Annotated in this window: 31 protein-coding genes and 1 tRNA gene; 15 read left to right on the top strand and 17 right to left on the bottom strand. The window is 63.8% G+C overall.

What is annotated here, in order from left to right; all coding sequences use genetic code 11:
* Positions 1-106: 106 nt before the first annotated feature.
* Together BSL82_RS15435 and BSL82_RS15430 are read left to right on the top strand one after the other, a co-directional pair.
* Positions 107-814: a nitroreductase gene (locus BSL82_RS15435; RefSeq protein WP_072598166.1), complete on the top strand. Its 708-nt coding sequence runs from the start codon at positions 107-109 to the stop codon at positions 812-814.
* Between the two features lie 376 nt (positions 815-1,190).
* Positions 1,191-1,880 (top strand): hypothetical protein, encoded by a 690-nt coding sequence (locus BSL82_RS15430; protein WP_072598165.1) that lies wholly within the window; start codon positions 1,191-1,193, stop codon positions 1,878-1,880.
* Between the two features lie 241 nt (positions 1,881-2,121).
* On the opposite strand, the gene folB is transcribed toward BSL82_RS15430, so the two are convergent.
* From folB to BSL82_RS15400, 6 genes are all read right to left on the bottom strand, one after another.
* On the bottom strand, positions 2,122-2,562 hold the full coding sequence (folB, locus tag BSL82_RS15425) for a dihydroneopterin aldolase (RefSeq protein ID WP_226998497.1): 441 nt from the start codon (positions 2,560-2,562) through the stop codon (positions 2,122-2,124).
* Positions 2,546-4,870, bottom strand: coding sequence for a 5-methyltetrahydropteroyltriglutamate--homocysteine S-methyltransferase (metE, locus tag BSL82_RS15420; protein ID WP_072598163.1), 2,325 nt, complete (start codon positions 4,868-4,870; stop codon positions 2,546-2,548). The genes folB and metE overlap by 17 nt, the downstream gene beginning before the upstream one ends.
* A 133-nt stretch (positions 4,871-5,003) precedes the next feature.
* A complete protein-coding gene (gene prpB, locus BSL82_RS15415; protein WP_072598162.1) occupies positions 5,004-5,909 on the bottom strand; it encodes a methylisocitrate lyase in 906 nt (301 codons plus the stop codon).
* An 11-nt stretch (positions 5,910-5,920) separates the two neighbouring features.
* Entirely contained in the window at positions 5,921-7,087 is a 1,167-nt protein-coding gene (gene prpC / locus BSL82_RS15410) for a bifunctional 2-methylcitrate synthase/citrate synthase (protein ID WP_226998496.1), read from the bottom strand.
* Positions 7,088-7,098: 11 nt separating this feature from the next.
* Positions 7,099-8,598 carry an MmgE/PrpD family protein gene (locus tag BSL82_RS15405; protein WP_072598160.1) on the bottom strand — a complete coding sequence of 500 codons (1,500 nt, stop codon included), beginning with the start codon at positions 8,596-8,598 and terminating at the stop codon, positions 7,099-7,101.
* Positions 8,599-8,602: 4 nt separating this feature from the next.
* Entirely contained in the window at positions 8,603-9,013 is a 411-nt protein-coding gene (locus BSL82_RS15400; protein WP_072598159.1) for an acyl-CoA thioesterase, read from the bottom strand.
* Positions 9,014-9,154: 141 nt separating this feature from the next.
* Here BSL82_RS15400 and BSL82_RS15395 point away from each other — a divergent pair, with 141 nt between their 5' ends.
* From BSL82_RS15395 to BSL82_RS20780, 4 genes are all read left to right on the top strand, one after another.
* Positions 9,155-10,561 carry a short-chain fatty acyl-CoA regulator family protein gene (locus BSL82_RS15395; RefSeq protein ID WP_072598158.1) on the top strand — a complete coding sequence of 469 codons (1,407 nt, stop codon included), beginning with the start codon at positions 9,155-9,157 and terminating at the stop codon, positions 10,559-10,561.
* 163 nt (positions 10,562-10,724) lie between these two features.
* Positions 10,725-10,841, top strand: a complete 117-nt coding sequence (locus BSL82_RS21930; RefSeq protein WP_503660808.1) for a hypothetical protein — start codon at positions 10,725-10,727, stop codon at positions 10,839-10,841.
* A 13-nt stretch (positions 10,842-10,854) separates the two neighbouring features.
* Positions 10,855-10,962, top strand: a complete 108-nt coding sequence (locus tag BSL82_RS21635; RefSeq protein ID WP_335743912.1) for a hypothetical protein — start codon at positions 10,855-10,857, stop codon at positions 10,960-10,962.
* A 5-nt stretch (positions 10,963-10,967) separates the two neighbouring features.
* A complete protein-coding gene (locus BSL82_RS20780; protein ID WP_072598157.1) occupies positions 10,968-11,237 on the top strand; it encodes a hypothetical protein in 270 nt (89 codons plus the stop codon).
* Here BSL82_RS20780 and BSL82_RS21855 read toward each other — a convergent pair.
* From BSL82_RS21855 to BSL82_RS15365, 3 genes are all read right to left on the bottom strand, one after another.
* On the bottom strand, positions 11,131-11,439 hold the full coding sequence (locus BSL82_RS21855; RefSeq protein WP_083579351.1) for a multicopper oxidase domain-containing protein: 309 nt from the start codon (positions 11,437-11,439) through the stop codon (positions 11,131-11,133). The genes BSL82_RS20780 and BSL82_RS21855 overlap by 107 nt on opposite strands.
* Positions 11,414-11,623, bottom strand: coding sequence for a hypothetical protein (locus tag BSL82_RS15370; protein WP_226998495.1), 210 nt, complete (start codon positions 11,621-11,623; stop codon positions 11,414-11,416). Before BSL82_RS15370 ends, BSL82_RS21855 begins: the two co-directional genes overlap by 26 nt.
* Positions 11,624-11,807: 184 nt before the next feature.
* The gene (locus BSL82_RS15365) at positions 11,808-12,200 is read right to left on the bottom strand and encodes a metal-sensitive transcriptional regulator (protein WP_335743897.1); all 393 of its coding nucleotides are present in this window, start codon (positions 12,198-12,200) and stop codon (positions 11,808-11,810) included.
* Between BSL82_RS15365 and BSL82_RS15360 the strand changes: the two genes are divergently transcribed.
* Both BSL82_RS15360 and BSL82_RS15355 read left to right on the top strand, forming a co-directional pair.
* Positions 12,153-14,381: a copper-transporting P-type ATPase gene (locus BSL82_RS15360; RefSeq protein ID WP_083579247.1), complete on the top strand. Its 2,229-nt coding sequence runs from the start codon at positions 12,153-12,155 to the stop codon at positions 14,379-14,381. The genes BSL82_RS15365 and BSL82_RS15360 overlap by 48 nt on opposite strands.
* A gap of 27 nt (positions 14,382-14,408) precedes the next feature.
* Positions 14,409-14,741, top strand: a complete 333-nt coding sequence (locus BSL82_RS15355; RefSeq protein WP_226998494.1) for an SHOCT domain-containing protein — start codon at positions 14,409-14,411, stop codon at positions 14,739-14,741.
* A gap of 98 nt (positions 14,742-14,839) precedes the next feature.
* Here BSL82_RS15355 and BSL82_RS15350 read toward each other — a convergent pair whose 3' ends face one another.
* Positions 14,840-15,712, bottom strand: coding sequence for a sigma-70 family RNA polymerase sigma factor (locus BSL82_RS15350; protein ID WP_083579246.1), 873 nt, complete (start codon positions 15,710-15,712; stop codon positions 14,840-14,842).
* A gap of 205 nt (positions 15,713-15,917) precedes the next feature.
* Between BSL82_RS15350 and BSL82_RS15345 the strand changes: the two genes are divergently transcribed.
* From BSL82_RS15345 to BSL82_RS15335, 3 genes are all read left to right on the top strand, one after another.
* Entirely contained in the window at positions 15,918-16,373 is a 456-nt protein-coding gene (locus tag BSL82_RS15345) for a carboxymuconolactone decarboxylase family protein (RefSeq protein WP_072598153.1), read from the top strand.
* 227 nt (positions 16,374-16,600) lie between these two features.
* The gene (locus BSL82_RS15340) at positions 16,601-17,185 is read left to right on the top strand and encodes a hypothetical protein (RefSeq protein ID WP_158010934.1); all 585 of its coding nucleotides are present in this window, start codon (positions 16,601-16,603) and stop codon (positions 17,183-17,185) included.
* Between the two features lie 186 nt (positions 17,186-17,371).
* Positions 17,372-17,836: a DUF305 domain-containing protein gene (locus tag BSL82_RS15335; RefSeq protein WP_226998493.1), complete on the top strand. Its 465-nt coding sequence runs from the start codon at positions 17,372-17,374 to the stop codon at positions 17,834-17,836.
* 597 nt (positions 17,837-18,433) lie between these two features.
* Here the strand turns inward: BSL82_RS15335 and BSL82_RS15330 are convergent.
* A tRNA-Arg gene (locus tag BSL82_RS15330) sits at positions 18,434-18,510 on the bottom strand.
* Positions 18,511-18,591: 81 nt separating this feature from the next.
* On the opposite strand from BSL82_RS15330, the gene BSL82_RS15325 reads away from it, so the two are divergent.
* The 3 genes from BSL82_RS15325 (at position 18,592) to BSL82_RS15315 (ending at position 21,628) form a co-directional block, all read left to right on the top strand.
* Positions 18,592-19,095: a hypothetical protein gene (locus BSL82_RS15325; RefSeq protein WP_158010932.1), complete on the top strand. Its 504-nt coding sequence runs from the start codon at positions 18,592-18,594 to the stop codon at positions 19,093-19,095.
* Between the two features lie 49 nt (positions 19,096-19,144).
* On the top strand, positions 19,145-19,540 hold the full coding sequence (msrB, locus tag BSL82_RS15320; RefSeq protein ID WP_072598150.1) for a peptide-methionine (R)-S-oxide reductase MsrB: 396 nt from the start codon (positions 19,145-19,147) through the stop codon (positions 19,538-19,540).
* 72 nt (positions 19,541-19,612) lie between these two features.
* Entirely contained in the window at positions 19,613-21,628 is a 2,016-nt protein-coding gene (locus tag BSL82_RS15315) for a transglycosylase domain-containing protein (RefSeq protein ID WP_083579245.1), read from the top strand.
* Here BSL82_RS15315 and BSL82_RS15310 read toward each other — a convergent pair.
* Genes BSL82_RS15310 through BSL82_RS15300 form a run of 3 tightly spaced genes read right to left on the bottom strand, consistent with a single transcriptional unit; the run spans position 21,604 to position 23,388 of the window.
* Positions 21,604-22,359 carry a M48 family metallopeptidase gene (locus tag BSL82_RS15310; RefSeq protein WP_226998492.1) on the bottom strand — a complete coding sequence of 252 codons (756 nt, stop codon included), beginning with the start codon at positions 22,357-22,359 and terminating at the stop codon, positions 21,604-21,606. The genes BSL82_RS15315 and BSL82_RS15310 overlap by 25 nt on opposite strands.
* Positions 22,343-22,738, bottom strand: a complete 396-nt coding sequence (locus tag BSL82_RS15305) for a YcgN family cysteine cluster protein (protein ID WP_237267760.1) — start codon at positions 22,736-22,738, stop codon at positions 22,343-22,345. Before BSL82_RS15305 ends, BSL82_RS15310 begins: the two co-directional genes overlap by 17 nt.
* A gap of 41 nt (positions 22,739-22,779) precedes the next feature.
* A complete protein-coding gene (locus BSL82_RS15300; RefSeq protein WP_072598148.1) occupies positions 22,780-23,388 on the bottom strand; it encodes an SCO family protein in 609 nt (202 codons plus the stop codon).
* A gap of 70 nt (positions 23,389-23,458) precedes the next feature.
* Between BSL82_RS15300 and BSL82_RS15295 the strand changes: the two genes are divergently transcribed.
* On the top strand, positions 23,459-24,082 hold the full coding sequence (locus BSL82_RS15295; RefSeq protein ID WP_083579243.1) for an ankyrin repeat domain-containing protein: 624 nt from the start codon (positions 23,459-23,461) through the stop codon (positions 24,080-24,082).
* 48 nt (positions 24,083-24,130) lie between these two features.
* Here BSL82_RS15295 and BSL82_RS15290 read toward each other — a convergent pair whose 3' ends face one another.
* From BSL82_RS15290 to BSL82_RS15280, 3 genes are all read right to left on the bottom strand, one after another.
* Positions 24,131-24,409 carry a YMGG-like glycine zipper-containing protein gene (locus BSL82_RS15290; RefSeq protein WP_072598146.1) on the bottom strand — a complete coding sequence of 93 codons (279 nt, stop codon included), beginning with the start codon at positions 24,407-24,409 and terminating at the stop codon, positions 24,131-24,133.
* A gap of 13 nt (positions 24,410-24,422) precedes the next feature.
* The gene (locus tag BSL82_RS15285; protein ID WP_226998491.1) at positions 24,423-24,668 is read right to left on the bottom strand and encodes a hypothetical protein; all 246 of its coding nucleotides are present in this window, start codon (positions 24,666-24,668) and stop codon (positions 24,423-24,425) included.
* A 164-nt stretch (positions 24,669-24,832) separates the two neighbouring features.
* The gene (locus tag BSL82_RS15280) at positions 24,833-25,831 is read right to left on the bottom strand and encodes a 2-hydroxyacid dehydrogenase (protein ID WP_072598144.1); all 999 of its coding nucleotides are present in this window, start codon (positions 25,829-25,831) and stop codon (positions 24,833-24,835) included.
* Between the last annotated feature and the right edge of the window lie 79 nt (positions 25,832-25,910).

Genomic DNA, 25,910 nt, shown 5'->3' with positions numbered 1-25,910 from the left:
TTTGCCGCTTCGCCGTTGCACGCAATGGGACGGCTCTTCTCCAAATAGACAATGTTCTTGATCGGGGCAGCCAGTCCCATCCTCGGCATATTTCGGAGCAAACTACATGCAGCAGACCACTGAATCTCAGAGCTGGGTTAATGAGGATGGAGCCGCGCTTGAACGCCTCTTACGGCAGCGCCACTCCGTGCGCGGCTTTCTCGCTCGCCCGATCCCGGCACCACTTCTGACGCGCGTTTTCGAATTGGCGCAGCTGGCGCCGTCAAACGTCAATGCCCAGCCCTGGCGTGTCGATGTCCTATCCGGAGGAGCGGCAGAGCGAATGCGTAACGCCCTCTTACACGAGGCCGCTTCAGGCGCAGGGGAAAGCCCGGACTACCCCATCACCGTCGTCCGGCCCGGGGAGTACCGGACTCGTCAAATAGATGCAGCAAAGGCACTTTTTTCCGCGACCGGGGTGAAGCGAGAGGATCTGGTTGCCCGCCAGGAATCATTTCTTGGAAACTTCAGGTTCTTTGGCGCGCCACATGTAGCATTCTTGTCTATGCCGGACTGGTGCGGCGTACGGGAGGCCGCCGATGTCGGCATGTTTGCTCAATCTTTGATGCTGGCATTGACCGCTCACGGCCTGGCTTCTTGTCCTCAAAGTTCGCTGAGCCACTATGCGGCCGTTGTGAAGCGGGAACTGAACATACCGGACGACATGCGAGTCCTCTTCGGATTATCCTTTGGATATGAGGATCCAGATCATCCTTCCAACGTTGTCCGGACTTCCCGGCTGCCGATCGAGGAGGCGGTAGCATTCACCCGATGACCCCGGCGGCATATGAAGCAACTGCTTTGGCTGATGCCGGTGCGTTTCAACAAAGGTATATCCCTGCAAGGGCCAACCGCGGATCTGCCGACCAATGGAGCCTCGCATCCTCCCGGCCACGGAGCAAGCATCTTTATTGATCGTTTGATCAGGTGCTTGCACTCTGCTTCGAAGGCATCCTGCTGTTGACCCGCCAATTCTCGAGAGACAGATTGCATCAGTGCCGTGGTCCAGTCCACCACCACCGATGCACTGGCGAGAATCAGGCTGCAGGGAGGCCCGCGCGAGCATCAGAGTCGTTGGATATTGACTCTTTGATCATTAGTAAATAGCAACATCAAGGGCAGTCTGGGCTGTCGAGATTGGGAGAGCAGCAATGAACTCGAGTGTTTTCGAAATAGTAACGCAGGAGTATGCTGGTTTGGGTGACCGCTGTTCCGAACTCGAACTTCAGCAAGCTCGCCGGGCGCTCGCGCTGCTCAAGAATGCTATTGGGCCGGAAGGAATTCTGGAACTTCTGGGGACGCAACTGGAAGAGGGAAATGAATTCTGGCGCAAGGCGTTAACGGTATCGAATGGTGCGTTGGTGCCCGCAACCGTCGAAATCCGCGTTAAAGGCATGTCGGCCGCCCAGTTCGGGGATTGGTTCAAGAGTGCGCTAAACGTGCAAGAGAAACTAATTTCCGCCAATCCTGAACATTACCGGATTCAATGGAATGTATCCCCCTCGGAGGATCCTGAGGGATTTGGCATAATTTCGGTCACTGAAGCGTTGGGCGGCATCCTCACCAAGTTTGACATTAAATGGGGGGGGACGGAACTTGTCTCTCTCCCGCTGGATCCGGAATTTCCGCGACGGGTATTGGGCAGCCTCCGCCTCGAGGATGGCAGCGAAATCGGCCAGTTGATGCATCAGTTTCGTGATTACGACGGTGGCATGGTAGCAAGGCTATGCATTCTCCTGCCGAAGGGGGTGCCGGAACATGTTCTTGCTAATCATCGTGAACATTTGATTGTCGAATGGTCAAACTGGTTCGAGAGGGCGGCAGCTGAGTTGGGCTCCTGAGGGCTCATCTCGATTGCATGGCCGTAATGGGCGCGGCGCAGCCACCCGGCACTGAATCCAACAAGCCTCGCGCACAGCCCCAGCCTCACCGCTGGGGCTTTTTGCTTGCCTGCGGTTTCGGACACAGCGCGGACCCCGATTTCGGCCTATGGCTTTGCCGATAGGCTCGCGCGGATCGGCACCCGGCCTCATTCAACTCGGCTAGCGGACGGCGCTCGTCTATTAGAAGCCGCCGCGTCGGTCAGGCATCGGATCGCCTCCGAAACAGGCTCACCCCCACGTCGGCAAACCGTCCGCCTATCGGGGCATCGGGTTTGTGGACGGTGACGTTGAGCGCTGCAATTGCCGGGAAGCTCTCCAGCAGCTTCGTCGCAATCCTCGCAGCAAATGTTTCGATGAGACGCCAGGGCTCACCGACGATCAACGCCACAACTATATCGAAGATCGCCTTATAGCAGACCGTATCGCGCATATCGTCCGTGGCGGCGGGGCGGTAGAGCCACCAGTCGACGTCGACGATGAAGCGCTGACCTTCTCGCCGCTCTGCCTCGAAAACGCCGTGACGCCCGTGCGCTTCGATCCCGCGCAGGAACATATGGTCTTGGGACGGCAGTTGCTGGGGGAAAGCGGAGTGCGACGCCGAACCGCACCCCAGCCTTGCGGGCTTATCCAAGCGCGACACGCGCGCCCTTGGCGGCGTCGATCATATTGATCAGCGCCGGCTTTACCTCTTCCCATTTGCGCGTCTTGAGGCCGCAATCGGGATTAACCCAAAGCTGCCCGGACGACAGGCGCCCACCGGCCTTGATGAGAAGCTGCTGCATCTCATCGACTGTGGGGATGCGCGGCGCGTGTATGTCGTAGACGCCCGGCCCGATCTCGTTGGGATAGCGGTAGGTCGCGAACGCGTCGAGCAGCTCCATCTTCGATCGTGCGGTCTCAATTGAGATGACGTCGGCATCCATCGCACCGATCGCGGCGATGATGTCGTTGAACTCGGAATAGCACATATGGGTGTGGATCTGGGTTTCCGGCTTCACGCCCGAGGCTGTGATCCGGAAGCACTCCACCGCCCAGTCGAGATAAGGCTGCCAGTCGGCTCGCCGGAGCGGTAGCCCCTCGCGCAAGGCCGCCTCATCGATCTGGATGATCTTCGCGCCCGCGGCTTCGAGGTCGACCACCTCGTCGCGGATGGCGAGCGCGATCTGCCGGCAGGTCTGCTCGCGCGGCTGATCGTCGCGGACGAACGACCATTGCAGGATCGTCACCGGCCCCGTGAGCATGCCCTTCATCGGCCTGGTCGTCAGACCCTGCGCATAGGCCCACCAGTCGACCGTCATCGGCTTGGGCCGCGAGACATCGCCGTAGATGATCGGCGGGCGAACGCAGCGCGAGCCGTAGCTCTGCACCCAGGCGGCCTTGGTGAAGGTGAAGCCGGCAAGCTGCTCGCCGAAATATTGCACCATGTCATTGCGCTCGAACTCGCCGTGGACCAGCACGTCGAGGCCAATCTCTTCCTGCCAGCGGATAGCCCGCTCGGTCTCTTCCTGCAGGAACTGCTTATAGGCGGCATGGTCGAGCGCACCCTTGCCATGCGCGGCCCGCGCCTTCCTGACCTCGGCGGTCTGCGGGAAGGAGCCGATCGTCGTGGTCGGCAGCGGCGGCAGATTGAGGATCGAGCGCTGGAGCTTGATGCGCTCGCCGAACGGCACGGCACGCCGCGCCCAATCGGCAGTGACCGCGGACACACGCGCCCGGACCCGCCGATCATTGGTGAGCGACGAAGTGCGGCGGCTGGTGATGGAGTCGGCGTTGGCCGCCAGCTCGTCGGAAATCACATAGCGTCCATCCGCAAGGCCGAGGCGGAGGATCGACAATTCTTCCAGCTTCTGAACCGCGAAGGAGAGCCAATCCCTCACCTGGACGTCGAGCTTCGTCTCCAGGGCGAGATCGATCGGCGTGTGCAGCAGTGAGCAGGACGGCGCGATCTGGACGTTCCGGCGCAGCTTCACGATCGGCTCGTAGCGGTCGAGCAACGCGGTCAGGTTCGCCTTCCAGACATTGCGGCCGTCGATGACGCCCAGCGACAACAGCAGTTCGGGCGGTGCCTTGGCCAGCACCTCGTCGAGCTGTTCGGGCGCACGGACAAGATCGATGTGGAGGCCGGCGATGGGCAGGCCAACCGCGGTGGCCAGATTGTCGCCGAGCGGCCCGAAATAGGTGGCGAGCATCAGCTTCACGTCCGGCACGGTGTGGGCCAGCATGATATAGGCCGTGGCGAACGCGCCGCGCGCGCGATCGTCGAGGTCGAGCACCAGCGCCGGCTCGTCGATCTGCACCCAGTCCGCGCCGGCGTCGCGCAGCCGGCGCAGCAGCTCGGCATAGACTGGCAGCAGATTGGGAAGCAGCGTCAGCGGATCGAAGCCGTTCTGTTTGGATTTGGCGAGCAGCAGCCAGGTCACGGGGCCGAGGATGACCGGCCGCGTCCGATAGCCGAGCGCCTTGGCTTCGCGATACTCGTCGATCGCCTTGGTCGAGGTGAGCTGAAACGACTGGCCCGGTGTCACCTCGGGCACCATGTAATGATAGTTGGTGTCGAACCATTTGGTCATTTCGAGCGCGGGCACATCCCCGCCCTTGCCGTGCCCGTGGGAACAGCTTTCGTCGGCGGTCCCGGTCTGGGTGCCGCGCGCCATCGCGAAATAGACGTCCAGGGAATCCGCCGCGCCGAGCGCCCGGTAGATGTCGGGGATCGCGCCGACCATGACGCTGGTGTCGAGCACCTGATCATAGAAGGAGAAATCGTTGCTCGGAATGACATCGACGCCGAGCGCCCTCTGCCGCGCCCATGTGGCGGCGCGCAGACCGGCGGCCGTTTCCAGCAGGGCCGCCTTATGGGTTTTGGCGGCCCAGTAGGATTCGAGCGCGGTCTTGAGTTCGCGGCGGGGACCGATGCGAGGGAAGCCGAGATTGGCAACGGTGACGGACATGAATCTTCTCCTACGGCGACAGCACAGCATCGCCGGTTCATCAGTGGGGACGGGGACGGGGTGAGCGCGCCGCGTCAGCCGGACGCGACGCGCCGACGCATTCGCGGCGGTAGGGGCAGCGCACTGCGGATCGTCATGCCGGCACGACCGTCTTGATGATAGAAGCGTCGAGCGCCTCGTAATCATGCAGTCCGATGGCGTCGTAGAGTTCTGCCCGCGTCTGCATCTCGGGCAGCAACGCCTGTGTGCCGCCGTCGCGCCGGATCGCGGCGTAGAGCTTTTCCTGGGCCTTGTTGGCGACGCGCAGCGAGCTGACAGGCCAGATCACCATGCTGTAGCCGAGCGCCTCGAACTCGGCCGCCGTCTGGTAGGGTGTCCTGCCGAACTCGGTCATGTTGGCGAGCAGCTTCACGCCCGGCAGCGCCTCGGCGACGGCACGGAACATTTCGATGCTGGTCAGCGCCTCGGGGAAGATCGCGTCCGCGCCAGCCTCGACATAGAGCTTCGCCCGCGCGATCGCGCCGTCCAAGCCCTCGCTCGCCGCCGCATCGGTGCGGGCGACGATGACGAGATCACGCCGCGCCCTGGCCGCTGCCGCCACCTTGGCGGCCATGTCGCGGGCGTCGGCCAGCTTCTTGTCGTTGAGGTGACCGCATTTCTTGGGAAGGAGCTGGTCCTCCAGATGCACCGCACCCGCACCGGCCTCTTCAAAAGCTCGAACCATGTGCATGACATTGAGCGCCTCGCCATAGCCGGTGTCCCCGTCGACCAGCAGCGGCAGGCGCGAAGCGCGCACGATCTGCCGGATGAAGAAAGCCACCTCGTCGACGGTGATGATGCCCAAGTCGGGCAGGCCCATCGAGGCCGTCATCGCTGCGCCCGACAAATAGAGTCCCTCGAATCCCGCCGCCTTGGCCTGGAGCGCGGCCATGCCGTTATGGGCGCCGGGAAGCTGGAGGATTTCCGGCCGGTCGAGCAGGGTGCGAAAGCGCCTGCCGGCGGACTCGCCGGGAAGATTGCTGGCGATCAGATAAGGCATCTATCCTCCTTTCAGCCCGCCAGCGCGGGAACGCCGTCGCCGCGCGCCTCGATCGGCACGAAGGCGAGATTGTCGGGGCCGGTGTAATTGGCGGATGGGCGGATGATCTTGTTGTCGATCCGTTGCTCGATGACGTGCGCCGCCCAGCCCGAGGTTCGCGAGATCACGAACATCGGCGTGAACATCGCGGTCGGCACGCCCATCAGGTGGTAGGAGACGGCGCTGTACCAGTCGAGATTGGCGAACATCGCCTTGGTGTCGGCCATCACGCTCTCGATCCGCTCGGCGATCTCGAACTGTCGGGTGGCCTTGGCCTCCAGCGCGAGCCGGTGGGCGACGTCCTTGATAATGACGTTGCGCGGGTCGGACTCGGTATAGACCGGGTGGCCAAAGCCGATCACAACCTCCTTCGCCTCGATGCGGCGGCGGATGTCGGCCTCGGCCTCGTCGGCGGTGGAGTAGCGCTTCTGGGTCTCGAACGCGACTTCATTGGCGCCGCCATGCTTGGGGCCGCGCAAGGCCCCGATCGCGCCGGTAATCGCCGAATACATGTCGGCGCCGGTGCCCGCGATCGACCGGGCGGTGAAGGTTGAGGCGTTGAACTCGTGCTCGGCATAGAGGTTGAGCGAGGTGTGCATAGCGCGGACATGACTGTCGCTGGGCGGCTTGCCATGCAGGAGGTGGAGGAAGTGCCCGCCGATGCTGTCGTCGTCGGTCTCGACTTCGACCGCGCGGCCATGATGCGCGAAATGATGCCAGTAGAGCAGCATCGAGCCCAGCGACGCCAGCAGCCGGTCGGCGATATCGCGGGCGCCGGGATGGTTGTGGTCGGCCGCCTCGGGCAGCACGCAACCGAGCGCCGAGACGCCGGAGCGCATCACGTCCATCGGATGCGCGGCGGCCGGAATTGCCTCCAGCGTCCGCTTCACCGCCGCGGGCAGACCGCGCAACGACCGGAGCTTGGCCTTATAGCCGGCGAGCTGCGCGGCGGTCGGCAGGCTGCCATGCACAAGCAGATGGGCGATCTCCTCGAACTCGCAGGTCCCGGCGACGTCGAGGATGTCGTAGCCGCGATAGTGCAGGTCGTTGCCCGTGCGCCCCACGGTGCAGAGCGCGGTGTTGCCGGCGGTGACGCCTGAAAGCGCCACCGACTTCTTCGGCCTGAAGGTTGCTCCCATGACCATGATCCTCAGAAGATGCCAACCGGGGCGTCAGGCCCCAGCCGGGCGGCATCGACGGTGAAATTGAGCCTGGCGACCTGCGCCGCGCTGAGGGTCGGCAAGCACTCGACCAGGGCCAGGAAGCGATCCTGCTCCCCGATCGGGACGATCCCGTCCGCCAGGGTCCGGAATTTCTCGATATAGTTGGACCGGGTAAATGGGCGGGCACCGGCCGGATGGGCATCGGCGACGGCCAATTCGTCGACGATCGACTGGCCGTTCTTCAGCTTGACGACCACCTTGCCGCCGAACGCCTTTTCCGGCCCCTTGGCATGGTAGCGCGCGGTCCAGGCCGGGTCTTCCTCGGTGCTGATCTTGTGCCACAGCTCGACAGTGTCGGCACGTTGTGTGCGCTCCGGTGCATAGCTGTTTTCGTGATGCCAGCCGCCGTCCTGCAACGCGACGGCGAAGATATACATGATCGAATGATCGAGCGTTTCGCGGCTCGCCTTCGGGTCCATCTTCTGCGGGTCGTTCGCGCCGGTGCCGATCACATAATGGGTGTGGTGGCTGGTCTTTATCAGCACGCTTTCGACCTGACTGAGATCGCCGATCTTCGGTCCCATCCGCTTGGCGAGGTCGATCAGCGCCTGGCTCTGATATTCGGCGGAATATTCCTTGGTGTAGGTGTCGAGAATTGCGCGTTTAGGTTCGCCGGGTGCGGGCAATGGAACTTGATAGACATGCTCCGGTCCAGATAGCAGCCAGGCGATGAACCCGTCCTCGCCTTCGTAGGTCGGCGACGGCGCGCCTTCGCCGCGCATGGCCCGGTCTACCGCTTCGATCGCCATCTTGCCCGCGAAGGCCGGGGCATAGGCTTTCCAGGTCGAGATTTCGCCCTTGCGCGACTGGCGGGTCGTGGTGGTGGTGTGCAGCGCCTGCTGGATCGCCTGCCAGGCGACTTCGGTCGACAGCCCGAGCAGGGCACAGATGCCGCCGGCTGCGCTTGGCCCCAGATGGGCGATGTGGTCGATCTTGTGCTCGTGAAGGCAGATGCCCTTCACCAGATCGACCTGTATTTCGTAGCCGGCGGCAATGCCGCGCACCAATGCAGCGCCATCCAGACCCTTGGCCTGGGCGACAGCTAGGATCGGCGGGATGTTGTCGCCGGGATGGCTGTATTCCGCAGCGAGGAAGGTATCGTGGAAGTCCAACTCACGCACCGCGACGCCATTAGCCCAGGCCGCCCATTCCGGGCTCACCCTCACATCTTCGTCCAGGCCGAACAGCGCCGCGCCGCGCTCGGAGCGATGGCCCAGCGCCTGCGCGCGGGCCGAGCGGATCGGCTTGCGCGCGATCGAGGCGGCCGCCACCGCGGCGTTGTCGATGATCCGATTGCCGATCATTTCGGCGACTTCGGCCTCGACGGCCACGGGGTCCGTCGCGACCGCCGCAAGTTTCCACGCGAGTTGATCCTCGCGCGCCAGCGGCTCGGCGGACTTGTAGGTGCGGACGTCGTGCAGCTTCATAAACTCAGGCTTCCTTCGTTGTCGGGTTTTCGGGGTCGATCGGCGCGGGCCTGCCGTCTTCATCGACAGCGACCATCTCGAACTGCCCGCGCATCGCCGGCCGGCGTTCGCCGGTCGTGAGGGTCTCGACGATCACGGCGACTTCGACGGTCATCGACGTGCGGCCGACACGCGATACGTGCGCCGCAAGCTCGACGAGCTGGCCGACCGCGACGGGCATGTGAAACTCGATCTTGTCTGAGGTCGCCATGACGACCGCCCGGCGCGCGCGCCGGCTTGCGGCCACGAATGCCGCCTTGCCCATCAGGCTGAGCGCGGTCCCGCCGAACAGTGTCCCGTAGTGGTTCGCCTGTTCGGGGAAGATCATCTCCACGAACAGGGTGTCGCCGGGATCATTATTGAGAACGGGCTGCATCCACTCACCTTGCGATGACCCTTGCGGGACAGGTGAGTTCACAATATTCACACAATCAGGTCGTACGGAATGACTGAACAGGTGAAGTTATGCGGATGAGTTACTGCGAAGTTGTGGATTTTGTGAAGTGAGCGCCGCGTCATGAGCAAGGCGTTCATGGGCGTACGGCTGCGCCGCCTCCGCGAGGAGCGCGGCATCACCCAGGCCGCGCTGGCGCAGGCGCTAGCGATCTCGACCAGTTATCTCAGCCAGCTCGAACAGAACCAGCGCCCGCTGACCGTGCCGGTGCTGCTGCGCCTCAACGCCGCGTTCGGGGTCGATGTGCAGATCTTCTCCGAAGACGATGAGGCGCGGCTCATCACCGATTTGCGCGAGGCACTGTCCGATGGCGCCCAGGCCGAGACGATTTCGGTGGCCGAAATGCGCGAGCTGGCGACCAACATGCCCGCTGTCGCGCGGACGTTGGTGGCGCTGCACCGGAAGAATCGCGAGGGCGTGGAACGCGCCGAGGCGATGGCGGCGCGGCTCGGCGACGAATGGATGGGTGATGCGCCCGCCCGGATGCCGTTCGAGCAGGTCCGCGATTTCTTCTATGCGCGGCACAACCATATCGCCGAGTTGGATGACGCGGCCGAGCGCCTCTACGCCGCGACCGGCCTCGGCCCTCGCACCGTCCATGCCGGGCTCGCCGCATGGCTCGCGAAGCGCCATGACGTGCGCCTGATCTACGACGAGGGCGAGACCGCGCAACGCCGCTACGATCCCGCCAGCCGTGCGCTGCACATCTCACCCGATCTCAAGCAGGGCCAGCAGGCGTTCCAGATGGCGACCCAGCTCGCCTTCCTCGAATTGGGGGATGTAATCGACCGGCTTGCCGACGATCCCGCGCTGTCGGGAGATGAAGCGCGGCATCTCGCGCGGATCGGGCTCGCCAATTATTTCGCGGGCGCACTGATCCTGCCCTATGGCGATTTTCTGCGCGCTGCCGAGGCGCAGCACTATGACATCGAGCGGCTGGGACGTCATTTCGGGGTCGGGTTCGAGACGATCTGCCATCGGCTCTCGACCCTCCAGCGGCCCGGAACGCGCGGCGTGCCCTTCTTCTTCATCCGGGTCGATCGGGCCGGCAATATCTCCAAACGCCAGTCGGCGACGGACTTCCATTTTTCGCGGGTCGGCGGGTCATGTCCGCTGTGGAACGTCTATGAAGCGTTCGTGCAGCCGGGGCGCGTGCTGACCCAACTCGCGCAGATGCCTGACGGGCGAACCTATTTGTGGATCGCGCGGACGGTCGGGCGCGGTAATGCCGGTTATGGCGTGCCGGGCAAGACCTTTGCGGTCGGGCTCGGCTGCGACGTGCGGCACGCCCCGCGCCTGATCTATTCGAAGGGGCTGGATCTTGCCGATCCGGGAGCCGCGACGCCGATCGGCGCGGGCTGCAAGGTCTGTGAGCGGCCCGCCTGTCCGCAGCGGGCTTTCCCGCCGATCGGCCGGGCGCTGGCCATCGATCAGGACCACAGCTCGCTTACGCCCTATCCAGTGGCGTGATGATCGGGTGTTCGGGATCGGCAGGGAATCGCAATTGATTCCCGAGCTATGCCGCAGGCGCGGTAAATGTGCCGGCAAATGCACCGAGGACACAGCTTCGAAACCAACGCTGGGCTGAAGCAGGCGGTCGCCGCCTGGGTCGATCAGGAGGAGGAGCATCAAGATGACGCTCGAAGCCCTGGAAGATCTCGATGCCGGCCGGGTGATCGACCATCAGGCGATCCAGACATGGGGCGACAGCCTCGAGACGGAAAAGCCGCTGCCCTCGCCGGTCAAATGAAGAGGTCCGCCGGATCATCGTCGGCAACTATGAGATGCGGTACGAGATCGCGGCCGGGACCATCTTCTTCCTGCGCCTCTGGCATTGCCGCGAAAACCGCAGCTTCGAGTCGGAGGAGTAGCGGCGATGGCGCAGGCGGGCACGGTCGGCGACGCGGCGCGCAGGAAGCTGCGGCAGGGCGATGGCTCATTCGCCCGCGATCACATCCGGGCGGTCGCCCAGCGCGTCGAGGTAGTCAGCAAGACGGAGGTTCGGATTCGCGGCCTGCGCAGCGAGTCGCTCCGAACGCTCACCGCCGCTTCTGGCGTAGAGGCGGCGGTGCTAGCGTTCGTGCCTTCGAACCAAAAATGGCGCACCCGAGATGATGAAGATGAGAACTGGTCGATCGTCGTTTGAGCGCGGCGGCACGTCGTTGCGTGCCATGCCAGTGGATGGACGTGCCTTCGGAACTGTTGTTGACGAGGTCGACGATCAGGTTCTGGCCCTGCCCAGCGGCCTCATGAAATGGGGCGTGAAGGGTGAAGGCGGCCGGGCCGCGTGATAGTGCGCCGCCCGGCGCTTCCTTCGATCTACTATTTGCCGTCCTTGGGTTTGCTATCCGCCGGCTTGCTAGCTGCCGGACATGGCGCCTGACCCTGCATCATCGCCTGATGATCGCCATGCTGCATCATCTGGCCCTGCATTTGCCCTTGCATGGCTCCGGTGCCCATATTGCCATGCCCCATGGTGCCGCTTCCCATGCTGCCATCACCATGTTGCATCATCTGGCCCGGTCCGCTCATGGCACCATCGCCCATATGCTGCTGAATTTGCGGGCAGTTGGCAGGCGGGGTCCTGTCCGTAGGCGGCGTCGGCGCTGCGACGGCAAGCGATAGCGGAGCAACTGCAAACAGAACTGCTGCAACAGTATATCTGATCATTGCGACCTCCTGAAAACCGGAAAGCTGGAGAGGCGAAGATCCACGGTTAGCGACCCTGTTTCTCGAACAGCGACACAAGTTCGGAAAATTTCTGCTTCTGGTCGTGCTTATCACCCGATGCGATAGCTTCCTCTACGCAATGTCCCGCATGTATCTTGAGCACTTCAGCGCGCGTCGAGCGCAAAGCCGCTTCTATTGCGGCAAACTGCTGAAGGATGTCGATGCAATAGCGGTCTTCCTCCATCATCTTGGCGATGCCGCGCGCCTGCCCCTCGATGCGGCGCATGCGTGCGATCTGCTTGCCGAATTTGTGCATTGGGCGTTCACCTTGCAAACTGACAGAATAAATATTACTATACCCCCCTATAGTATCTCGCAAGGGGGCTTTGCGATGATGAGCGATCAGCACCGCGGACATCATCATGACCAGATCTGCCACGCGCATGGCAGCGAAGTGCCGAAAGACGGCCGTTATGACCGGGTGCCTTCGGGCTATGGCGAGCCGGTCTATACCTGCCCGATGCACCCGCAGGTGCGGCAGCCCGGCCCCGGTTCCTGCCCGATCTGCGGCATGGGCCTCGAACTGGAATCCGCCGCGATGGTTGAGGAAGGTCCCAACCCGGAGCTGGTGGATTTCACCCGGCGCTTCTGGGTTGGCGCCGCGCTGACCATTCCCCTGCTGCTGCTGTCGATGGGGCCGCTGGTCGGGCTCGGCGGCGTGCGCCAGGCGCTTGGCGCGCGTACCGCACTGTGGGTCGAACTGGCGCTCGGAACGCCGGTCGTCCTTTGGTGCGGCTGGCCCTTCCTGGTGCGCGGCTGGAATTCCTTCCGCACGATGAACCTCAATATGTTCTCACTGATCGCCATGGGCGTGATCGCCTCGTGGATCTTCAGCGTCGTCGCGGTTCTGGCGCCCGGCATTTTTCCCGCAGGCTTCCGAGATCCGGAAGGCAATGTGCCGGTCTATTTCGAAGCCGCTGCCGTGATCGTCGTGCTGGTCCTGCTGGGGCAGATGATGGAATTGCGCGCGCGCGAAGGAACCGGCAAGGCGATCCGCGCGCTGCTCGATCTCGCCGCCAAGACCGCACGCGTGATCCGCGACGACGGTCGCGAGGAGGAAATTCCGCTCGAGGACGTTCAGGTCGGCGACCGGCTGCGAGTGCGGCCCGGCGAGAAGGTGCCGGTCGACGGGACCGTGATGGAAGGCCGCTCGTCCGTCGATGAAAGCATGATCACCGGCGAACCGGTCCCGGCCGAGAAAGTCGCGGGCGACCCGGTAACTGGCGCCACAATCAACGGCTCGGGCAGTCTTGTGATCGAGGCGAGGCGCGTGGGCGCGGATACAGTCCTTGCGCAGATCGTCGAGATGGTCGCCAATGCCCAGCGTTCGCGCGCGCCGATCCAGAAATATGCGGACAGGGTTGCGGGCTGGTTCGTGCCGGCCGTGATCGGCATTGCCGTTCTGGCCTTCATCGCCTGGGCCTTCTGGGGGCCGTCTCCGCCGTTGTCCTACGCGCTGATCGCGGCCGTTTCCGTCCTCATCATCGCCTGCCCCTGCGCGCTCGGGCTTGCTACTCCGATGTCGATCATGACCGCGACCGGGCGCGGCGCTCAGGCCGGCGTGCTGATCCGGAACGCCGAAGCGCTCGAGCGCTTCGAGAAAGTCGATACGCTGATCGTCGACAAGACCGGCACGTTGACGGAAGGCAGACCGAAGCTCGTCGCTGTCCTGCCCGAACCGGGCCATGACGAAGCCGAAGTGCTGCGCCTCGCCGCCACGCTGGAGAAGGCGTCGGAGCACCCCCTGGCGGAGGCGATCGTGGCGGGCGCAGAGGAACGTGGTATCGAGCTCGGCTCGGCGAGCGATTTCGAGGCGGTTACCGGCAAGGGCGTGAAAGGCACGGTCGACGGAAAGCGCGTCGCGCTCGGCAATCTGAAGCTCGTCGCCGACCTCGGGCTGGAAGCGGCCACGCTGACGGACAAGGCCAATGTGCGACGCGACGAGGGCGAAACCGTGATGTTCGTCATGCTGGGCGGCGCCGTGGCCGGGCTCGTCAGTGTCGCCGATCCGGTCAAGGAGACCACCCCGGCGGCGCTCAAGGCATTGCACGCGCTCGGCTTTCGCATCGTCATGGCGACCGGCGACAATGAGCGGACCGCGAGAGCGGTGGCCGCGCGGCTCGGCATCGACGAGATTCGTGCCGATGTCCTGCCGGCTGACAAGGCACGTATTATCGCGGAGCTTCAGGCGGGCGGCAGCAAGGTCGCGATGGCGGGCGACGGCATCAACGACGCGCCGGCGCTGGCACAGGCCGATGTCGGCATCGCAATGGGAACCGGCGCGGACGTCGCCATCGAAAGCGCCGGGATCACGCTGGTCAAAGGCAATCTCGACGGCATCGTGCGCGCCCGCCGCCTGGCCCACGCCACCATGCGCAACATCCGCCAGAACCTGTTCTTCGCGCTTGTCTACAACGGCGCAGGCGTGCCTATCGCGGCTGGCATCTTCTATCCGCTGTTCGGCATCCTCATCAGTCCGATGTTCGCCGCCTTCGCCATGAGCGCCTCGTCGATTTCCGTGGTCGCCAATTCGCTGCGGCTCAGAGCCACCCGTATTTGAGGTGACGCTGCCTGAAAGGAGCACAAGATGTTCAGCCACGTCTTTTCGCCCCTGACCTTGCTGGCGGGGCCGGCAGGCGTTCAGGCCCAATATGGCTGGCATATGTATGGCGGCCCCGGCACCATGATGGGCTTCGGCTGGGGCGCCTGGGGCATATTTCACGCCATTTTCTGGCTGGCGGTCCTTGTCGCGGTCGCAGGTGCCTGCATCGTGATGATCCGCCGCTCCGACGCCGATCGGAATGGAACCGGAAACGACATGAAGGCTTCCGCGCCGGACCAGCTCGACGAACGCTATGCCCGCGGCGAGATCGACCGCGAGGAATATCTCCCATGCAAACAAGACATACTGGAGCGCTGATATCGTGCGGATTCGCTGGAGCGCTGTCGGCCTTGAGGATATGCCTGGTTATCGGCCATTCATTCAGCACACACCGAGCATCGGATTCGGACGATGGTTCAATTCGGCGTAGCGGATAGATGAGCGAGCTTGTCGGGATTTCTCACAATGTAGATCGCGACGATCTGGCCCTCGCTTATGTCGAGCGCCGTCGTGTGGGGCAAACCGGCTTCATCGACGCTGATATAGCCTGGCAAGCCGTCGATCATCGCCGTCCACAACAGGGTCGGTGGAGGCGCATTCTTTCGACGTAGGCCGGCGAAAAGGCGTAGCGCATTCTCCACGCCTCTTACGATGTTGCGGAATGCCAGAACCTTTCCGCCACCATCGGTGTGAATCTCGACATCCTTCGCCAGAAGCATCGAGAGGGCCGTCATATCGCCATCACGGGCGGCAACGAAGAAGGCGCGCGCGATCCGGTCAGCTTCCGCCGCCCCGAGATTGAAGCGCGGTCGCGTGGTCTGGATGTGTTTGCGCGCACGGAACGCGAGCTGACGCACCGCAGCAGGTTCGCGTCCCAGCGTTGCGGCCACCTCGGTCAATGCGACATCGAAGACATCGTGGAGGAGAAATGCCGCGCGCTCCAACGGTGATAGGCGCTCCATGGCAAGCATGAGCGTGAGTGTGATGTCGTCGGCAATCGTCTCGTCCGGTTCCACCGGGTCCATCAGGGGATCGGGGAGCCACGGCCCGACATAGGTTTCGCGCCGGGCCTGCGCTGACTTCAGCCGGTCGAGGCAGAGGCGCGTGACGATCCGGGTGAGATAGGCAGCAGGGGCATCAATACCGGTCTTCGCCTGATCCCAGCGCAGCCAGGCATCCTGCACGGCGTCCTCGGCCTCGCTGACCGAACCGAGCATGCGATAGGCAAGGCGCAGCAAGCGCTTCCGCTGCGTCTGGAAGTCGGCGGTTCGCGTGTCGAGCTGCCGCATCCGTCGGCCTTCGCCGTTCCTGCTCATCCCGACAGACACTGACACCTCCTTCGTAGATCGCTGATAAGACGATGCAGCCTGGGCCGGTGTGACATGGGGCGGGGCCAGGGTGGAAAAAAGATCGGCGGGCATGTCACACTGCCCCATCCTGCCTCGTCACGTCGGCGAGCGTCTCTGAACGCCGCCCAAGACGAAGGAAATCATCATGAGCGAAGGCAAACGGCTGGTCTGGCACGAGGTCGCGCCGCAGGGCGCCAAGGTGCTTTTCGGCATCCATCATTATGTCACCACCAGCACCAACCTTCCGGAGGAGTTGATCCATCTCGTCTTCCTGCGTGTTTCGCAGATCAACGGCTGTGCCCATTGCATCGATCTGCACACGCGCGATCTGCTGAAGACCATGCCGATCGACAAGGTCGCGCTGTTACCGGTCTGGGCCGAGGTGCCTCACCTGTTTCCCCAGCAGTATCGCGCGGCGCTGGCCTGGGCCGAGGAGGTGACGCTGCTCAGCGAGACGCACGCATCGGATGAAGGCTATGCAGCGGCGGCAGCCGCCTTTGCGCCGAAGGATCTGGTTGATCTCACCATCACGATTGCAGCCATGAACGCCTTCAATCGGCTCGGTGCACCGTTTCGACTGCCCGTGAAGGCTCAGGCCTGATCCGCGCCGGCGATGCCGCAGTGGCAAGCGACGTGGCCAAGCTGTCTATCGCATCTTCGAGAAAGCACTGCGCTGCAGTCGACTAGTTGTAGCGTTTCGGATCGCCACAGAAACGACGAGGGTTAGGCATATTGCGCAGCCTGTCGTTAACTGAATGGCCCATATATCTGATAACCTGCCGAAAAGGTCGTTCAATGTACCATTTTTTGCTTATAATCCTGTCATCCATGCTGCTGGCGACTGCCGCCGAAGCGCGGCAGGTAACGCCAATCCAACCTTTGAATCTCATCGCCGGCCAACCGGTAAGGATCACTGGAATGGATCTTGATTTCACTCCTGAGCTGCGCGCTGAACTAACCGCCAGCGAGGCGAAGGCAGCGCGGCGCCGGGCAGAGGCGGGCCTCGCACCACTCGACCCGCACAGCTACCCGAGCGGACCGCGAGATGGCGCACTTTATGCCACCATGCCTTTCAAACAGATGTTCCCGCTCGTCATCCGCGACGTTATTCGCGATTGGAAGCTGGAGGAGGGGCGGCCAGTGTTCCTGCGCATTACGCTAGACCGCTATAAGACGGCCGATGCGGCCATCGCGATCTTGTTAGCCAGCAACTCGGATATACTTGAGGGATCAGTCGAGGTTGTTGATGCCACTACCGCCGCATCGCTTGGCAGCTTTCGGGTGAAGGTGCGCAACAGCCATGGCGGATGGGGCGGCATGTTGATTCGTGGCGGCGGCATAAGGGAGAAGCTGGCTGAGGAATTTGGTCTGGAGCTGGCGCGCCATGTTTCGGGGCGAAAAAGGAAGGGTTGATAACGGTCAGGCCTCTTGGGCTGGCCTAACCCCACCGCACCGCACCGCAGTGTTGAACAACCTGTAATTGTGCTGAAGCGGACAGTAGAACGAAAGGCCGGTTGATCCATTCCCATCCTTGAAGGACCGGAGGCCGCGATGAATCAGCACCAGGAGATGGGCACGGGTTGAGGACGCTTTGCGGCAATGATCTCAACATCGACCATCATCATGTTCTTCCTCACATATCAACTCGTTTACAGCTGGGACCACGCGCTATTCAGCTTGTCCAAGCTAATTTCTTTCTTGCCCATGGGTTGTGTCATGTCAGCGGTCATGGTCACCTTCATGTGGAGGATGTATCGACCAGCGACCGCGAAAATCATTGTTGTTGCTGCGTCTATCATTGGCGGCTTGGCGCTTCTGACCCTCAACCGGAGCCAAACGTTCATCCGCGATACCGACTTTATGAAGGCGATGATCCCGCATCACTCCATCGCCATCAATAATGCGCGAAAGACCGACATTCGTGATCCGCGTGTGCGCTATTTGGCAGACCGGATCACGCGGGATCAAGTGAAGGAAATTGCCGAAATGAAGAGCTATTACAGGACATCGAGGAGCACGGCAGGCGGGCGGATCAACCACTCCCAGCGGGGTCTGCGGCCTTGAAACCTGAAGGTGCAGCCGATGCGCAAGATCTTCTGAGCGGAGATTTGCTGACTAAGAAGCCGCTATAAGCGAGAATGTCCGTAAGTGGTGTCGTGTTCGGTAAACACATCAGCGCGCAAATGCCATGAGCCGTCCTTCGCCCTCACCCTCACATCACGCCCCTTACCGCCAAAGTCCCGTCTTTCGACGCACGGGCGGTGCCTGAAAGATACCAAAGGTTCAGTTTCGCTGCGAGTGGCAGCAACGGAGTGAGGAGCAGCGTGGGCCGGTCAGGTCAGTCGGAAGAGCGGGCGACGGTGAGATTCGGAGGCGGCGCGGAGGTCGCTGGCGGCCTGCAAATCCCTTCTTCTATATAGCGCAAAGCTGCAATGAGGCCATCGCGTGAAAATGGCTTGGAGATGACACCCTGCGCGAGAAGCTGCATCACGGTCCGGCCGATCTGCGGCAAGCCTATGCCCGCTTACTACTCAGCGAGGTGCGCGTGAACGACAGGGATATCCGCATCAGCGGCTCCAAATCCGTGCTGGCCCGCAGTTCTCTCTTTTTGTTCGGGAATGGTCCAGCCACGAATCACGGATTTCCGCACTTCTGGCGGTATGGCGCGCCCGGAACGATTCGAACGTCCGACCCTCAGATTCGTAGTCTGATGCTCTATCCAGCTGAGCTACGGGCGCGGGAGCAGCGGACATAGTAGGATGTTCCGCGTTGCGCAAGCCCGTTGCGCAAGCCGCCCGCGGCGCATAAGGATTGAAGGCGTGAAAGCCGCTCTCCCCTGCCTTTTCCTGTTTCTGCTCGCCGGATGCACATCGAAAAACGATGCCGCCTATCCGAGCCTGTCCCCCCGCCCGGTGGAAAAGATCGCGGCCGAGGACTTGTCGCCGGACGACACGCCCGCACCTGAACCGGCGGCGGTCGATCCGGCCATATTGAAACGCATGGCGGCGGTGCGGGCGGCGCTGAGGCAGGCGCGCGAAAGGCTTGATCAGGCGGTGGCGGCCGCATCGGCTCCGGCGCCCGAAGCGGAGCGCGGCAGCGAGCAGTGGGTCGACAATCAGGTGACGCTCTCCCGATTGCTGGCGGCGCAAGGCGCGGTGCGCAATGCCGGCACCGACCTTGGCGCGGTGATGTCCGACCTTGCCCAGGCGCGGGTCGGCGGCGCTGCGACCGCCGAGGCGGAGGCCGAAGTGCAGTCGCTGCAGGCTGAGGTGGAGGCCTTGCTGACGCGCGGCCAGTCCGAAATCGGGCGACGGACGCCCTGACGGCCAGTTTGCGGTTGCATCGGCCGGGCCAGCGCCCCACATTCATGCCATGAGCAAGATCGACAAGGCTGATGCGCAGTGGCGCGAGGAGCTTGACCCCAGCCAGTATCATGTGCTGCGCGAGGCGGGGACCGAGCCTGCCTTCACCGGCAAATACTGGAACAACCACGACCAGGGCATATACCGCTGCGCGGGCTGCGGCGCGGTGCTTTTCACCAGCGACACGAAGTTCGATTCGGGCACCGGCTGGCCCAGTTTCACCGCTCCTGTCGAACAGGATGCGGTGGAGGAGCACCGGGATGTCAGCCATGGCATGGTTCGAACCGAAGTGCGCTGCACGACATGTGAAGGCCATCTGGGCCATGTCTTTCCCGATGGCCCGGGTCCGGAGGGCCTGCGTTATTGCATGAATTCCGCCGCGCTTGATTTCGAGGCGAAGGAATGAGCCTTCGCATCGTCGCAACCGGCGCGTGAGACGGCTTTCGGCAGGCCCTGAAATGGTCTAGGCGCGGGGACAATGACCCGCCGTCGCACCCCCGCCCGCACCGGAAATGGTTTCAACAGAGCCGCGATCGCAGCGCTGAAGATCACCGGCGTCGCCGCCCTGTTCGGCCTTGTCGCGCTGGGCGTCGCCGTGATGATCGCCCTGTCGTCATTGCCCGGCTATGAGGAAATGCGCGCCTCGCCCAACGGGCAGATGGTTCGCGTGCTGTCGCGCGACGGCAGCGTGATCGCGTCTGTCGGCCCGTCCTATGGCGAGTGGCTGAGCCATGACGAAATCCCGCCGGTGATGATCGATGCGATGGTCGCGGTGGAGGACCGGCGCTTCTACGGCCATCCGGGCGTCGATCCGATCGGCATCGCCCGCGCCGCCTGGGTGAACTTCTCGCGCGGGGGCAATTATCAGGGCGCGTCCACCATCACGCAGCAGCTTGCCCGCAACATCTTCCTCACGAACGCGCGCAAATTCGCCCGCAAGTTCCGCGAGGTCATCCTCGCCATGGCGATGGAGCGCAAGTTCAGCAAGGAGCAGATCCTGGAGCTGTACCTGAACCGCGTCTATTTCGGCGGCGGGGCCTATGGCATCGACGCGGCAAGCCGCCGCTTCTTCGGCCATTCCGCCACCCGGCTGAGCCTTGAAGAAGCGGCGATCATCGCGGGACTGGTGAAAGCGCCGTCGCGCTATGCGCCTTCCGCCGATCCCGAGGCCGCGCGCGGGCGGGCGCAGGTGGTCATCCGCCTGATGAAGGAGACGGGGAAGATCAGCGCCGCCACCGCGAACATGGCCGACCCCCGGAACGCCAAGATCGCGCCCCAGCCCCGGCAGAACAGCGTACGCTATTTCACAGACTGGGCGCTGGCGCAGCTTGACGAATATGTCGGCGACACCAGCCAGCCGCTGAATGTCACGACCACGCTTGACCTGGGGATGCAGAAGGCCGCCGATGAGGCGATCGACCGCTTCACCCCCCGCGGCGCGCAGGGGGCGCTGGTCGCCATGTCCAACGACGGCGCGGTGCGGGCGATGGTGGGCGGCAAGGATTATGTCACCTCAATCTACAACCGCGCCACCCAGGCGCAGCGGCAACCGGGTTCAGCCTTCAAGCTGTTCGTCTATCTCGCGGCGCTGGAAGACGGGGCGACGCCCGACGATCTGGTGGTCGACCAGCCGATCACGATCGACGGGTGGACGCCGCGCAACTACAGTCGCGGCCATATGGGCGAAGTCACGCTGCGGCAGGCCTTCGCCTTTTCGCTGAACACCGTCGCCGCCAAGCTCGGCCAATATGTGGGCTATGGCCGCGTGGCCGACATGGCCCGCCGGTTCGGAATCACCACGCCGGTCAACACCCATCCGTCCATGGTGCTTGGCACATCCGATGTACGGCTGATCGACATGACGCGGGCCTTTGCGAGCGTCGCCAACGGCGGCGGCGCGGCCGTACCCTATGGCATATCGCGAATCACCACCGGCGCGGGCGAGGTGCTGTACGAGCGCACCCCCGCCGAACCGCGAGTGCTGGTCGCGCCCTGGGTCGCGGCTTCCATGACCGACCTGCTGAAGGCGGCGGTGGAGACCGGCACCGGCCGCGCGGCGCAGATCGGCCGACCGCTGGCCGGCAAGACGGGCACCACCAGCTCCAACAGGGACGGCTGGTTCCTTGGCTTTACCGGAAATCTGACAGCGGGCGTGTGGATGGGCCGCGACGACGCCCGCCCGGTCGCCGGTCTGCAAGGCGGGCGTGCGCCTGCCACCGCCTTTGCCGCCTTCATGCGTCAGGCAACCTCGGATATTCCGGTTTCGGAGCTGACCACCTCGTTCGATCTGCCCGGCAACCAGATGGAACCCGACGACGAGGTTTACGGCATTATCGAAAATGGCGTGAGCACCGGCCAACTCGTCGATCCGGACGGCATGCCGATCGACGGCTCTCAACGTATGGAGGATCAGCCCGTCGACCCACGCCTCGATCAGCAATGGCTCGATCGAGTCTTGTCCGACCAGTATCAGCCCGCCCGTCCGACCCAATAAAGCGCGGGGCCGTTCGCCGCCAGCCAGGCGCGGGCGCATGCCGGATCGCTGCCCAGCAGTTTCCTGTGCAGCGCATGGAAGGCCGGTGAATGGTTGAGATGCACGAGGTGGGCGACTTCGTGCGCAACGACGGACTGGCGCACCCAGGGCGGGGCCATGACAAGCCGCCAGCTATAGGCGATGCGTCCGCCGCTCGTGCAGCTTCCCCAGCGTCCCTTGGGATCGCCGAGGCGGACGCCCGCCACCGGCTTTCCGGCCTTTTCCGCATAGGCCCGGCTTTCCTCGCTCAGCACCTCCAGCGCCCTCCGCCGCAGCCATCGTTCCACCCGGCCGTGCAGCCCCTCCGCCGGTCCGCCGACGATCAGCCGCCCGCCTGGTGCATCATGGACAGGGACACGCGGGCGATGCGCGTCCCATATGATTTGCAGTATCTCTCCCTCGAACGGGATTTCCGCGCCGGCCATGAACGGCCGTGGCAGCGGCAGCGAGGCGACCCGATCGGCGATCCATTCGCGATGCGTTTCGATCAGGCGGCGGGCGCGCGCTTCGGCAACGCGCGGCGGCAGCGTCAGGCGAATCTCCCCTCTCGTCGCGTCGACGCGCAGCGCGGCGCGCCGGGCGCGGGGCGAGCGGACGATCACGAGCGGCAGCGAACGGCCGCCGATCTCCAGCCTTTCCTCGCAGGCGGCGGCTGGTCGCTTAGGGGTCCTGACCCTAAAGGATGCGATCAATGAGGTGATGCTCAAGGTCGCCCGCCTCATCCTCCGACACGGTCCAGCCGCGCACCGATTGGCCTGCCCGGTGCACCGATTCAGGGTCTCCGGTCACCAGCGGGTGCCAATCGGGCAGATCCTCGCCATTGGCCAGCAGCAGATAGGCGCAGGTGGAAGGAAGCCAGTCGATCTTGCGGATATTCTCGGCGGTCAGCCGCACACATTCCGGCACATAGGCCTGACGGTGCTTGTAATCGCTGCACAGGCCGGTGCGGCGGTTCAGCAACCGGCACGAGACGTTGGTGGGCATCAGTTCGCCCGTATCCTCGTCCTCAAGCTTGTGGACGCAGCATTTGCCGCAGCCGTCGCAGAGCGATTCCCATTCGGCCCGCGTCATCGCCCTGAGCGGCTTTGTCTTCCAGAATGGCGGGGAGGCGCTCACTGCACCCAGCGATCGAGCAGTGCCGCAATGTCGTCGGGCTTGTCGACCTGCGTGAACAGCAGCATCGGCTTTCCGTCCGGGTCGAACAGATAGCCATTGGCACTATGGTCCATCAGATAGTCGGTCGCCTCTTCGGGGCCTACCTTCCTGGCGTAGACGCGATAGGATTTGAGTGCGCCGTCGACCGCCTCCTGATTTCCGGTCAACCCCATCAGGCGCGGATGAAACGCGCTGACGAACTGCTTGACCACCGGCACGGTGTCGCGGGCGGGATCGATGGTGATGAAGACGGGCTGCACCCTTGCGGCGCGCGCGGCGTCCTTCGCCTCGAACGCCCGCAACCCCTGCATCAACCGGGCAAGGTCCACGGGGCAGACGTCCGGACAATAGGTGTAGCCGAAATAGACCAGCGCATAGCGGCCCTTCAGCGCATCCTGCGTGACGGGCCTGCCGTCCTGATCGACGAGGCTGAACGGGCCGCCGATCGTCGCACCGGCCAGCGGCGGCGCTTCGGTGGCCTGCTTGCTCCCCGGAGCAAGCACCAGCACCGCCCCGGCCACGAGGATTGCAGCCAGCAAAGCGAGCAAAATAAAGCGTCTGTTCATGGCCTGCCCACCTCTGCTTTGCCAAGAGCGTGCTTGCAAGCCTAGAATGGGCAGGAAAATCAGTGCGGGAATGAAGAATATGAAGACAAGGCTGATCCGGGCGACCATCGCAGCCGGGCTGATCGCGGCCACGGCCATGCCGGCGGCAGCGCAGTTCCAGTCACACGCCTATCAGTTCCTGAAGGCGGTTCGCGATCAGGATGCGCTGAAAGCCAAGGAGTTTTTCGACAAGCCCGGATCCACCGTGGTCAACAGCCGCGATTATTCCACCGGCGAAACGGGACTGCACATCGTGGTGAAGCGACGCGACGTGCCGTGGATCAACTTTCTCGCCAACGCCGGAGCGAATCTGGAAGCGCGGGACGACGAAGGGCGCACACCGCTGATCCTGGCGGCGCAACTTGGCTTTGCCGATGGCGTGCGCGTGCTGCTTCTTCGCGGAGCCGATCCCAATGGAGTCAACGGCCGTGGCGAGACGGCGCTGATCTTTGCCGTGCAGGCGCGCGACGCAACCACCGTGCGCGCGCTGATCGACGGCGGGGCCGATCCCGATCAGACCGACCGCTTCACCGGCAACAGCGCCCGCGATTATGCAAAGCGCGACAGCCGCAGCGCGGCGTTGCTCAAGATCATGGAAAGCGCCAAGCCGAAGAAAAGCTCCTCCAAGGAGAAGATGGTCGGCCCACGCCTCTAGCGAAAAAAGGACACCCGCCGCGTCTTCGGCGGGTGTCCGAAGGGTTGCTCAATCGTAACGGCGACGGCCGTCCTTATCGATGTAATAGCGGTTGCCATATTCGTCGCGATACCACTGGCGGCCCTCGTCGTCCTTGTCGAGAGCGCCGACGACCGCACCGCCCGCCGCGCCGATGGCCGCGCCTTCCACGGTGCTGAGGCCCGGCACCACCGCGCCGACAACAGCGCCGCCAGCGCCGCCGATTGCAGCGCCCCGGCCGATCTTGCTTTCACACCCGGCCAGCCCGACGGCGAGGCCGATGGTCAATACAACGAGGCTCGTTCGCATCCTGCTTCTCCTTTTAACGCTTGTAGTGACGGCGCCCCCGCTTATCGACCCAATAGCGGTTTCCGCGTTCGTCGCGGTACCAGCGGCGGCCATCCCTATCGAGCGCTCCGATGACGGCTCCACCCGCGCCGCCGATCAGCGCGCCTTCGCCGGTGCTTATGCCGGGCACCACTGCGCCGACCACCGCACCACCGGCAGCGCCGATCGCGCCGCCTTTCAAAATGTCTCCGGCGTCACCTGCAATTGCGGGCGAAGCCATCAGCAGGGCTGCGCCAGCCGTGCCGAAAACGGCAAAAATAGTCCGGGGCATAGGTTCCTCCAGTCGATTGCCGGAGTATAAAACGCAGCCCCAGGCTGAATCGTTCCTGAAACAGGCAGGAAGTGTTCGGCGGACGGAACGAAAATCGGGCCGGCCGGACGCCCTCAGGCCCAGCCCTCCAGCACCTGATCGGGCGGGCGGTGGCCATCGGACCAGGCGCGGATGTTGGCGATGACCTTTTCACCCATCGCCAGCCGCCCCTCGATGGTGGCCGAGACCATATGCGGCAGCAGCACGACGTGCCGCATCGCGAGCAGCCGCTCGTCAACGGCGGGCTCATGCTCGAACACGTCGAGCCCGGCGCCGGCGATCCGCCGTTCCTGAAGGGCCGCGATCAACGCCGGCTCGTCGATGATCTCGCCGCGCGCGGTGTTGATCAGATAGGCGTGGCGCTGCATCAGCCGAAGACGCTCGGCATTGATCATGTGGTGGGTCTCGGGCGTGTGCGGACAGTGGATGGAGATAATGTCCACCCGGCTGAGCATTGCGTCCAGCGTCGGCCACCACGTCGCCTCCAGCGGCTCCTCGACCGCTTCCGGCAGACGCTTGCGGTTATGGTAATGGATTGCAAGGCCGAAGGCGCGGGCGCGCGTTGCGACCGCTTGTCCGATTCGTCCCATGCCGATGATGCCAAGCCGCTTTCCGGTGATGCGGTGGCCCAGCATGTGGCAGGGACTCCAGCCCTTCCACTCGCCCTCCAGTACCATCTGCACGCCCTCGGCTAGGCGGCGCGGCACGGACAGGATCAACGCCATCGTCATGTCGGCCGTATCCTCGGTGAGCACACCGGGGGTGTTCGTCACGACGATGCCCTTGGCCCGCGCGGCCTTCAGATCGATATGGTCGACGCCATTTCCGAAATTGGCGATCAGTTTCAGCTGCGGCCCGGCCTTCTCGATTAGCGCCGCATCGATCTGGTCCGTCAGCGTCGGTACCAGCACATCGGCCCTCGCCACCGCCTCTTCCAGACGGGCGCGGTCGAAGGGCTTGTCGTCCAGATTAAGCTCGACGTCGAAAAGCTCGGCCATGCGGGTTTCGACTGCTTCGGGCAGCCTGCGCGTGACGATCGCCTTGGGGCGGCGGGGACGCTGCTTGTCGCTCATTCCTCGCGCTATCCGGCCTTCCCGGCCATGCGTCAAGCCGAAGCGTGAAAAGGCCGACGCTGGTTAACAGGACTTGCGA

It is taken from the genome of Tardibacter chloracetimidivorans (assembly GCF_001890385.1).
In the GTDB taxonomy this organism is placed as follows: Bacteria; Pseudomonadota; Alphaproteobacteria; order Sphingomonadales; family Sphingomonadaceae; genus Tardibacter; species Tardibacter chloracetimidivorans.
Note: the sequence above shows the minus strand (reverse complement) of the source record. Positions and strands in the feature narration are given on the sequence as shown.

Bases quoted from the DNA above. Each gene is read 5' to 3' on its own strand.
- msrB (WP_072598150.1), top strand. From the start codon at position 19,145: ATGAGCAAGATCGACAAGGCTGATGCGCAGTGGCGCGAGGAGCTTGAC.
- BSL82_RS15355 (WP_226998494.1), top strand. From the start codon at position 14,409: ATGTTCAGCCACGTCTTTTCGCCCCTGACCTTGCTGGCGGGGCCGGCA.
- BSL82_RS15395 (WP_072598158.1), top strand. From the start codon at position 9,155: ATGAGCAAGGCGTTCATGGGCGTACGGCTGCGCCGCCTCCGCGAGGAG.
- BSL82_RS15305 (WP_237267760.1), bottom strand. From the start codon at position 22,738: ATGACGCGGGCCGAATGGGAATCGCTCTGCGACGGCTGCGGCAAATGC.
- BSL82_RS21930 (WP_503660808.1), top strand. From the start codon at position 10,725: ATGACGCTCGAAGCCCTGGAAGATCTCGATGCCGGCCGGGTGATCGAC.
- BSL82_RS15300 (WP_072598148.1), bottom strand. From the start codon at position 23,388: ATGAACAGACGCTTTATTTTGCTCGCTTTGCTGGCTGCAATCCTCGTG.
- BSL82_RS15360 (WP_083579247.1), top strand. From the start codon at position 12,153: ATGATGAGCGATCAGCACCGCGGACATCATCATGACCAGATCTGCCAC.
- BSL82_RS15335 (WP_226998493.1), top strand. From the start codon at position 17,372: ATGATCTCAACATCGACCATCATCATGTTCTTCCTCACATATCAACTC.
- BSL82_RS15340 (WP_158010934.1), top strand. From the start codon at position 16,601: ATGCTGCTGGCGACTGCCGCCGAAGCGCGGCAGGTAACGCCAATCCAA.
- prpC (WP_226998496.1), bottom strand. From the start codon at position 7,087: ATGGGAGCAACCTTCAGGCCGAAGAAGTCGGTGGCGCTTTCAGGCGTC.
- BSL82_RS15345 (WP_072598153.1), top strand. From the start codon at position 15,918: ATGAGCGAAGGCAAACGGCTGGTCTGGCACGAGGTCGCGCCGCAGGGC.
- BSL82_RS15430 (WP_072598165.1), top strand. From the start codon at position 1,191: ATGAACTCGAGTGTTTTCGAAATAGTAACGCAGGAGTATGCTGGTTTG.
- prpB (WP_072598162.1), bottom strand. From the start codon at position 5,909: ATGCCTTATCTGATCGCCAGCAATCTTCCCGGCGAGTCCGCCGGCAGG.
- BSL82_RS15315 (WP_083579245.1), top strand. From the start codon at position 19,613: ATGACCCGCCGTCGCACCCCCGCCCGCACCGGAAATGGTTTCAACAGA.
- BSL82_RS15290 (WP_072598146.1), bottom strand. From the start codon at position 24,409: ATGCGAACGAGCCTCGTTGTATTGACCATCGGCCTCGCCGTCGGGCTG.
- metE (WP_072598163.1), bottom strand. From the start codon at position 4,870: ATGTCCGTCACCGTTGCCAATCTCGGCTTCCCTCGCATCGGTCCCCGC.
- BSL82_RS15405 (WP_072598160.1), bottom strand. From the start codon at position 8,598: ATGAAGCTGCACGACGTCCGCACCTACAAGTCCGCCGAGCCGCTGGCG.
- BSL82_RS15295 (WP_083579243.1), top strand. From the start codon at position 23,459: ATGAAGAATATGAAGACAAGGCTGATCCGGGCGACCATCGCAGCCGGG.
- BSL82_RS15435 (WP_072598166.1), top strand. From the start codon at position 107: ATGCAGCAGACCACTGAATCTCAGAGCTGGGTTAATGAGGATGGAGCC.
- BSL82_RS15280 (WP_072598144.1), bottom strand. From the start codon at position 25,831: ATGAGCGACAAGCAGCGTCCCCGCCGCCCCAAGGCGATCGTCACGCGC.
- BSL82_RS20780 (WP_072598157.1), top strand. From the start codon at position 10,968: ATGGCGCAGGCGGGCACGGTCGGCGACGCGGCGCGCAGGAAGCTGCGG.
- BSL82_RS15370 (WP_226998495.1), bottom strand. From the start codon at position 11,623: ATGAGCGGACCGGGCCAGATGATGCAACATGGTGATGGCAGCATGGGA.
- BSL82_RS15400 (WP_072598159.1), bottom strand. From the start codon at position 9,013: ATGCAGCCCGTTCTCAATAATGATCCCGGCGACACCCTGTTCGTGGAG.
- BSL82_RS15285 (WP_226998491.1), bottom strand. From the start codon at position 24,668: ATGGCTTCGCCCGCAATTGCAGGTGACGCCGGAGACATTTTGAAAGGC.
- BSL82_RS15350 (WP_083579246.1), bottom strand. From the start codon at position 15,712: ATGCGGCAGCTCGACACGCGAACCGCCGACTTCCAGACGCAGCGGAAG.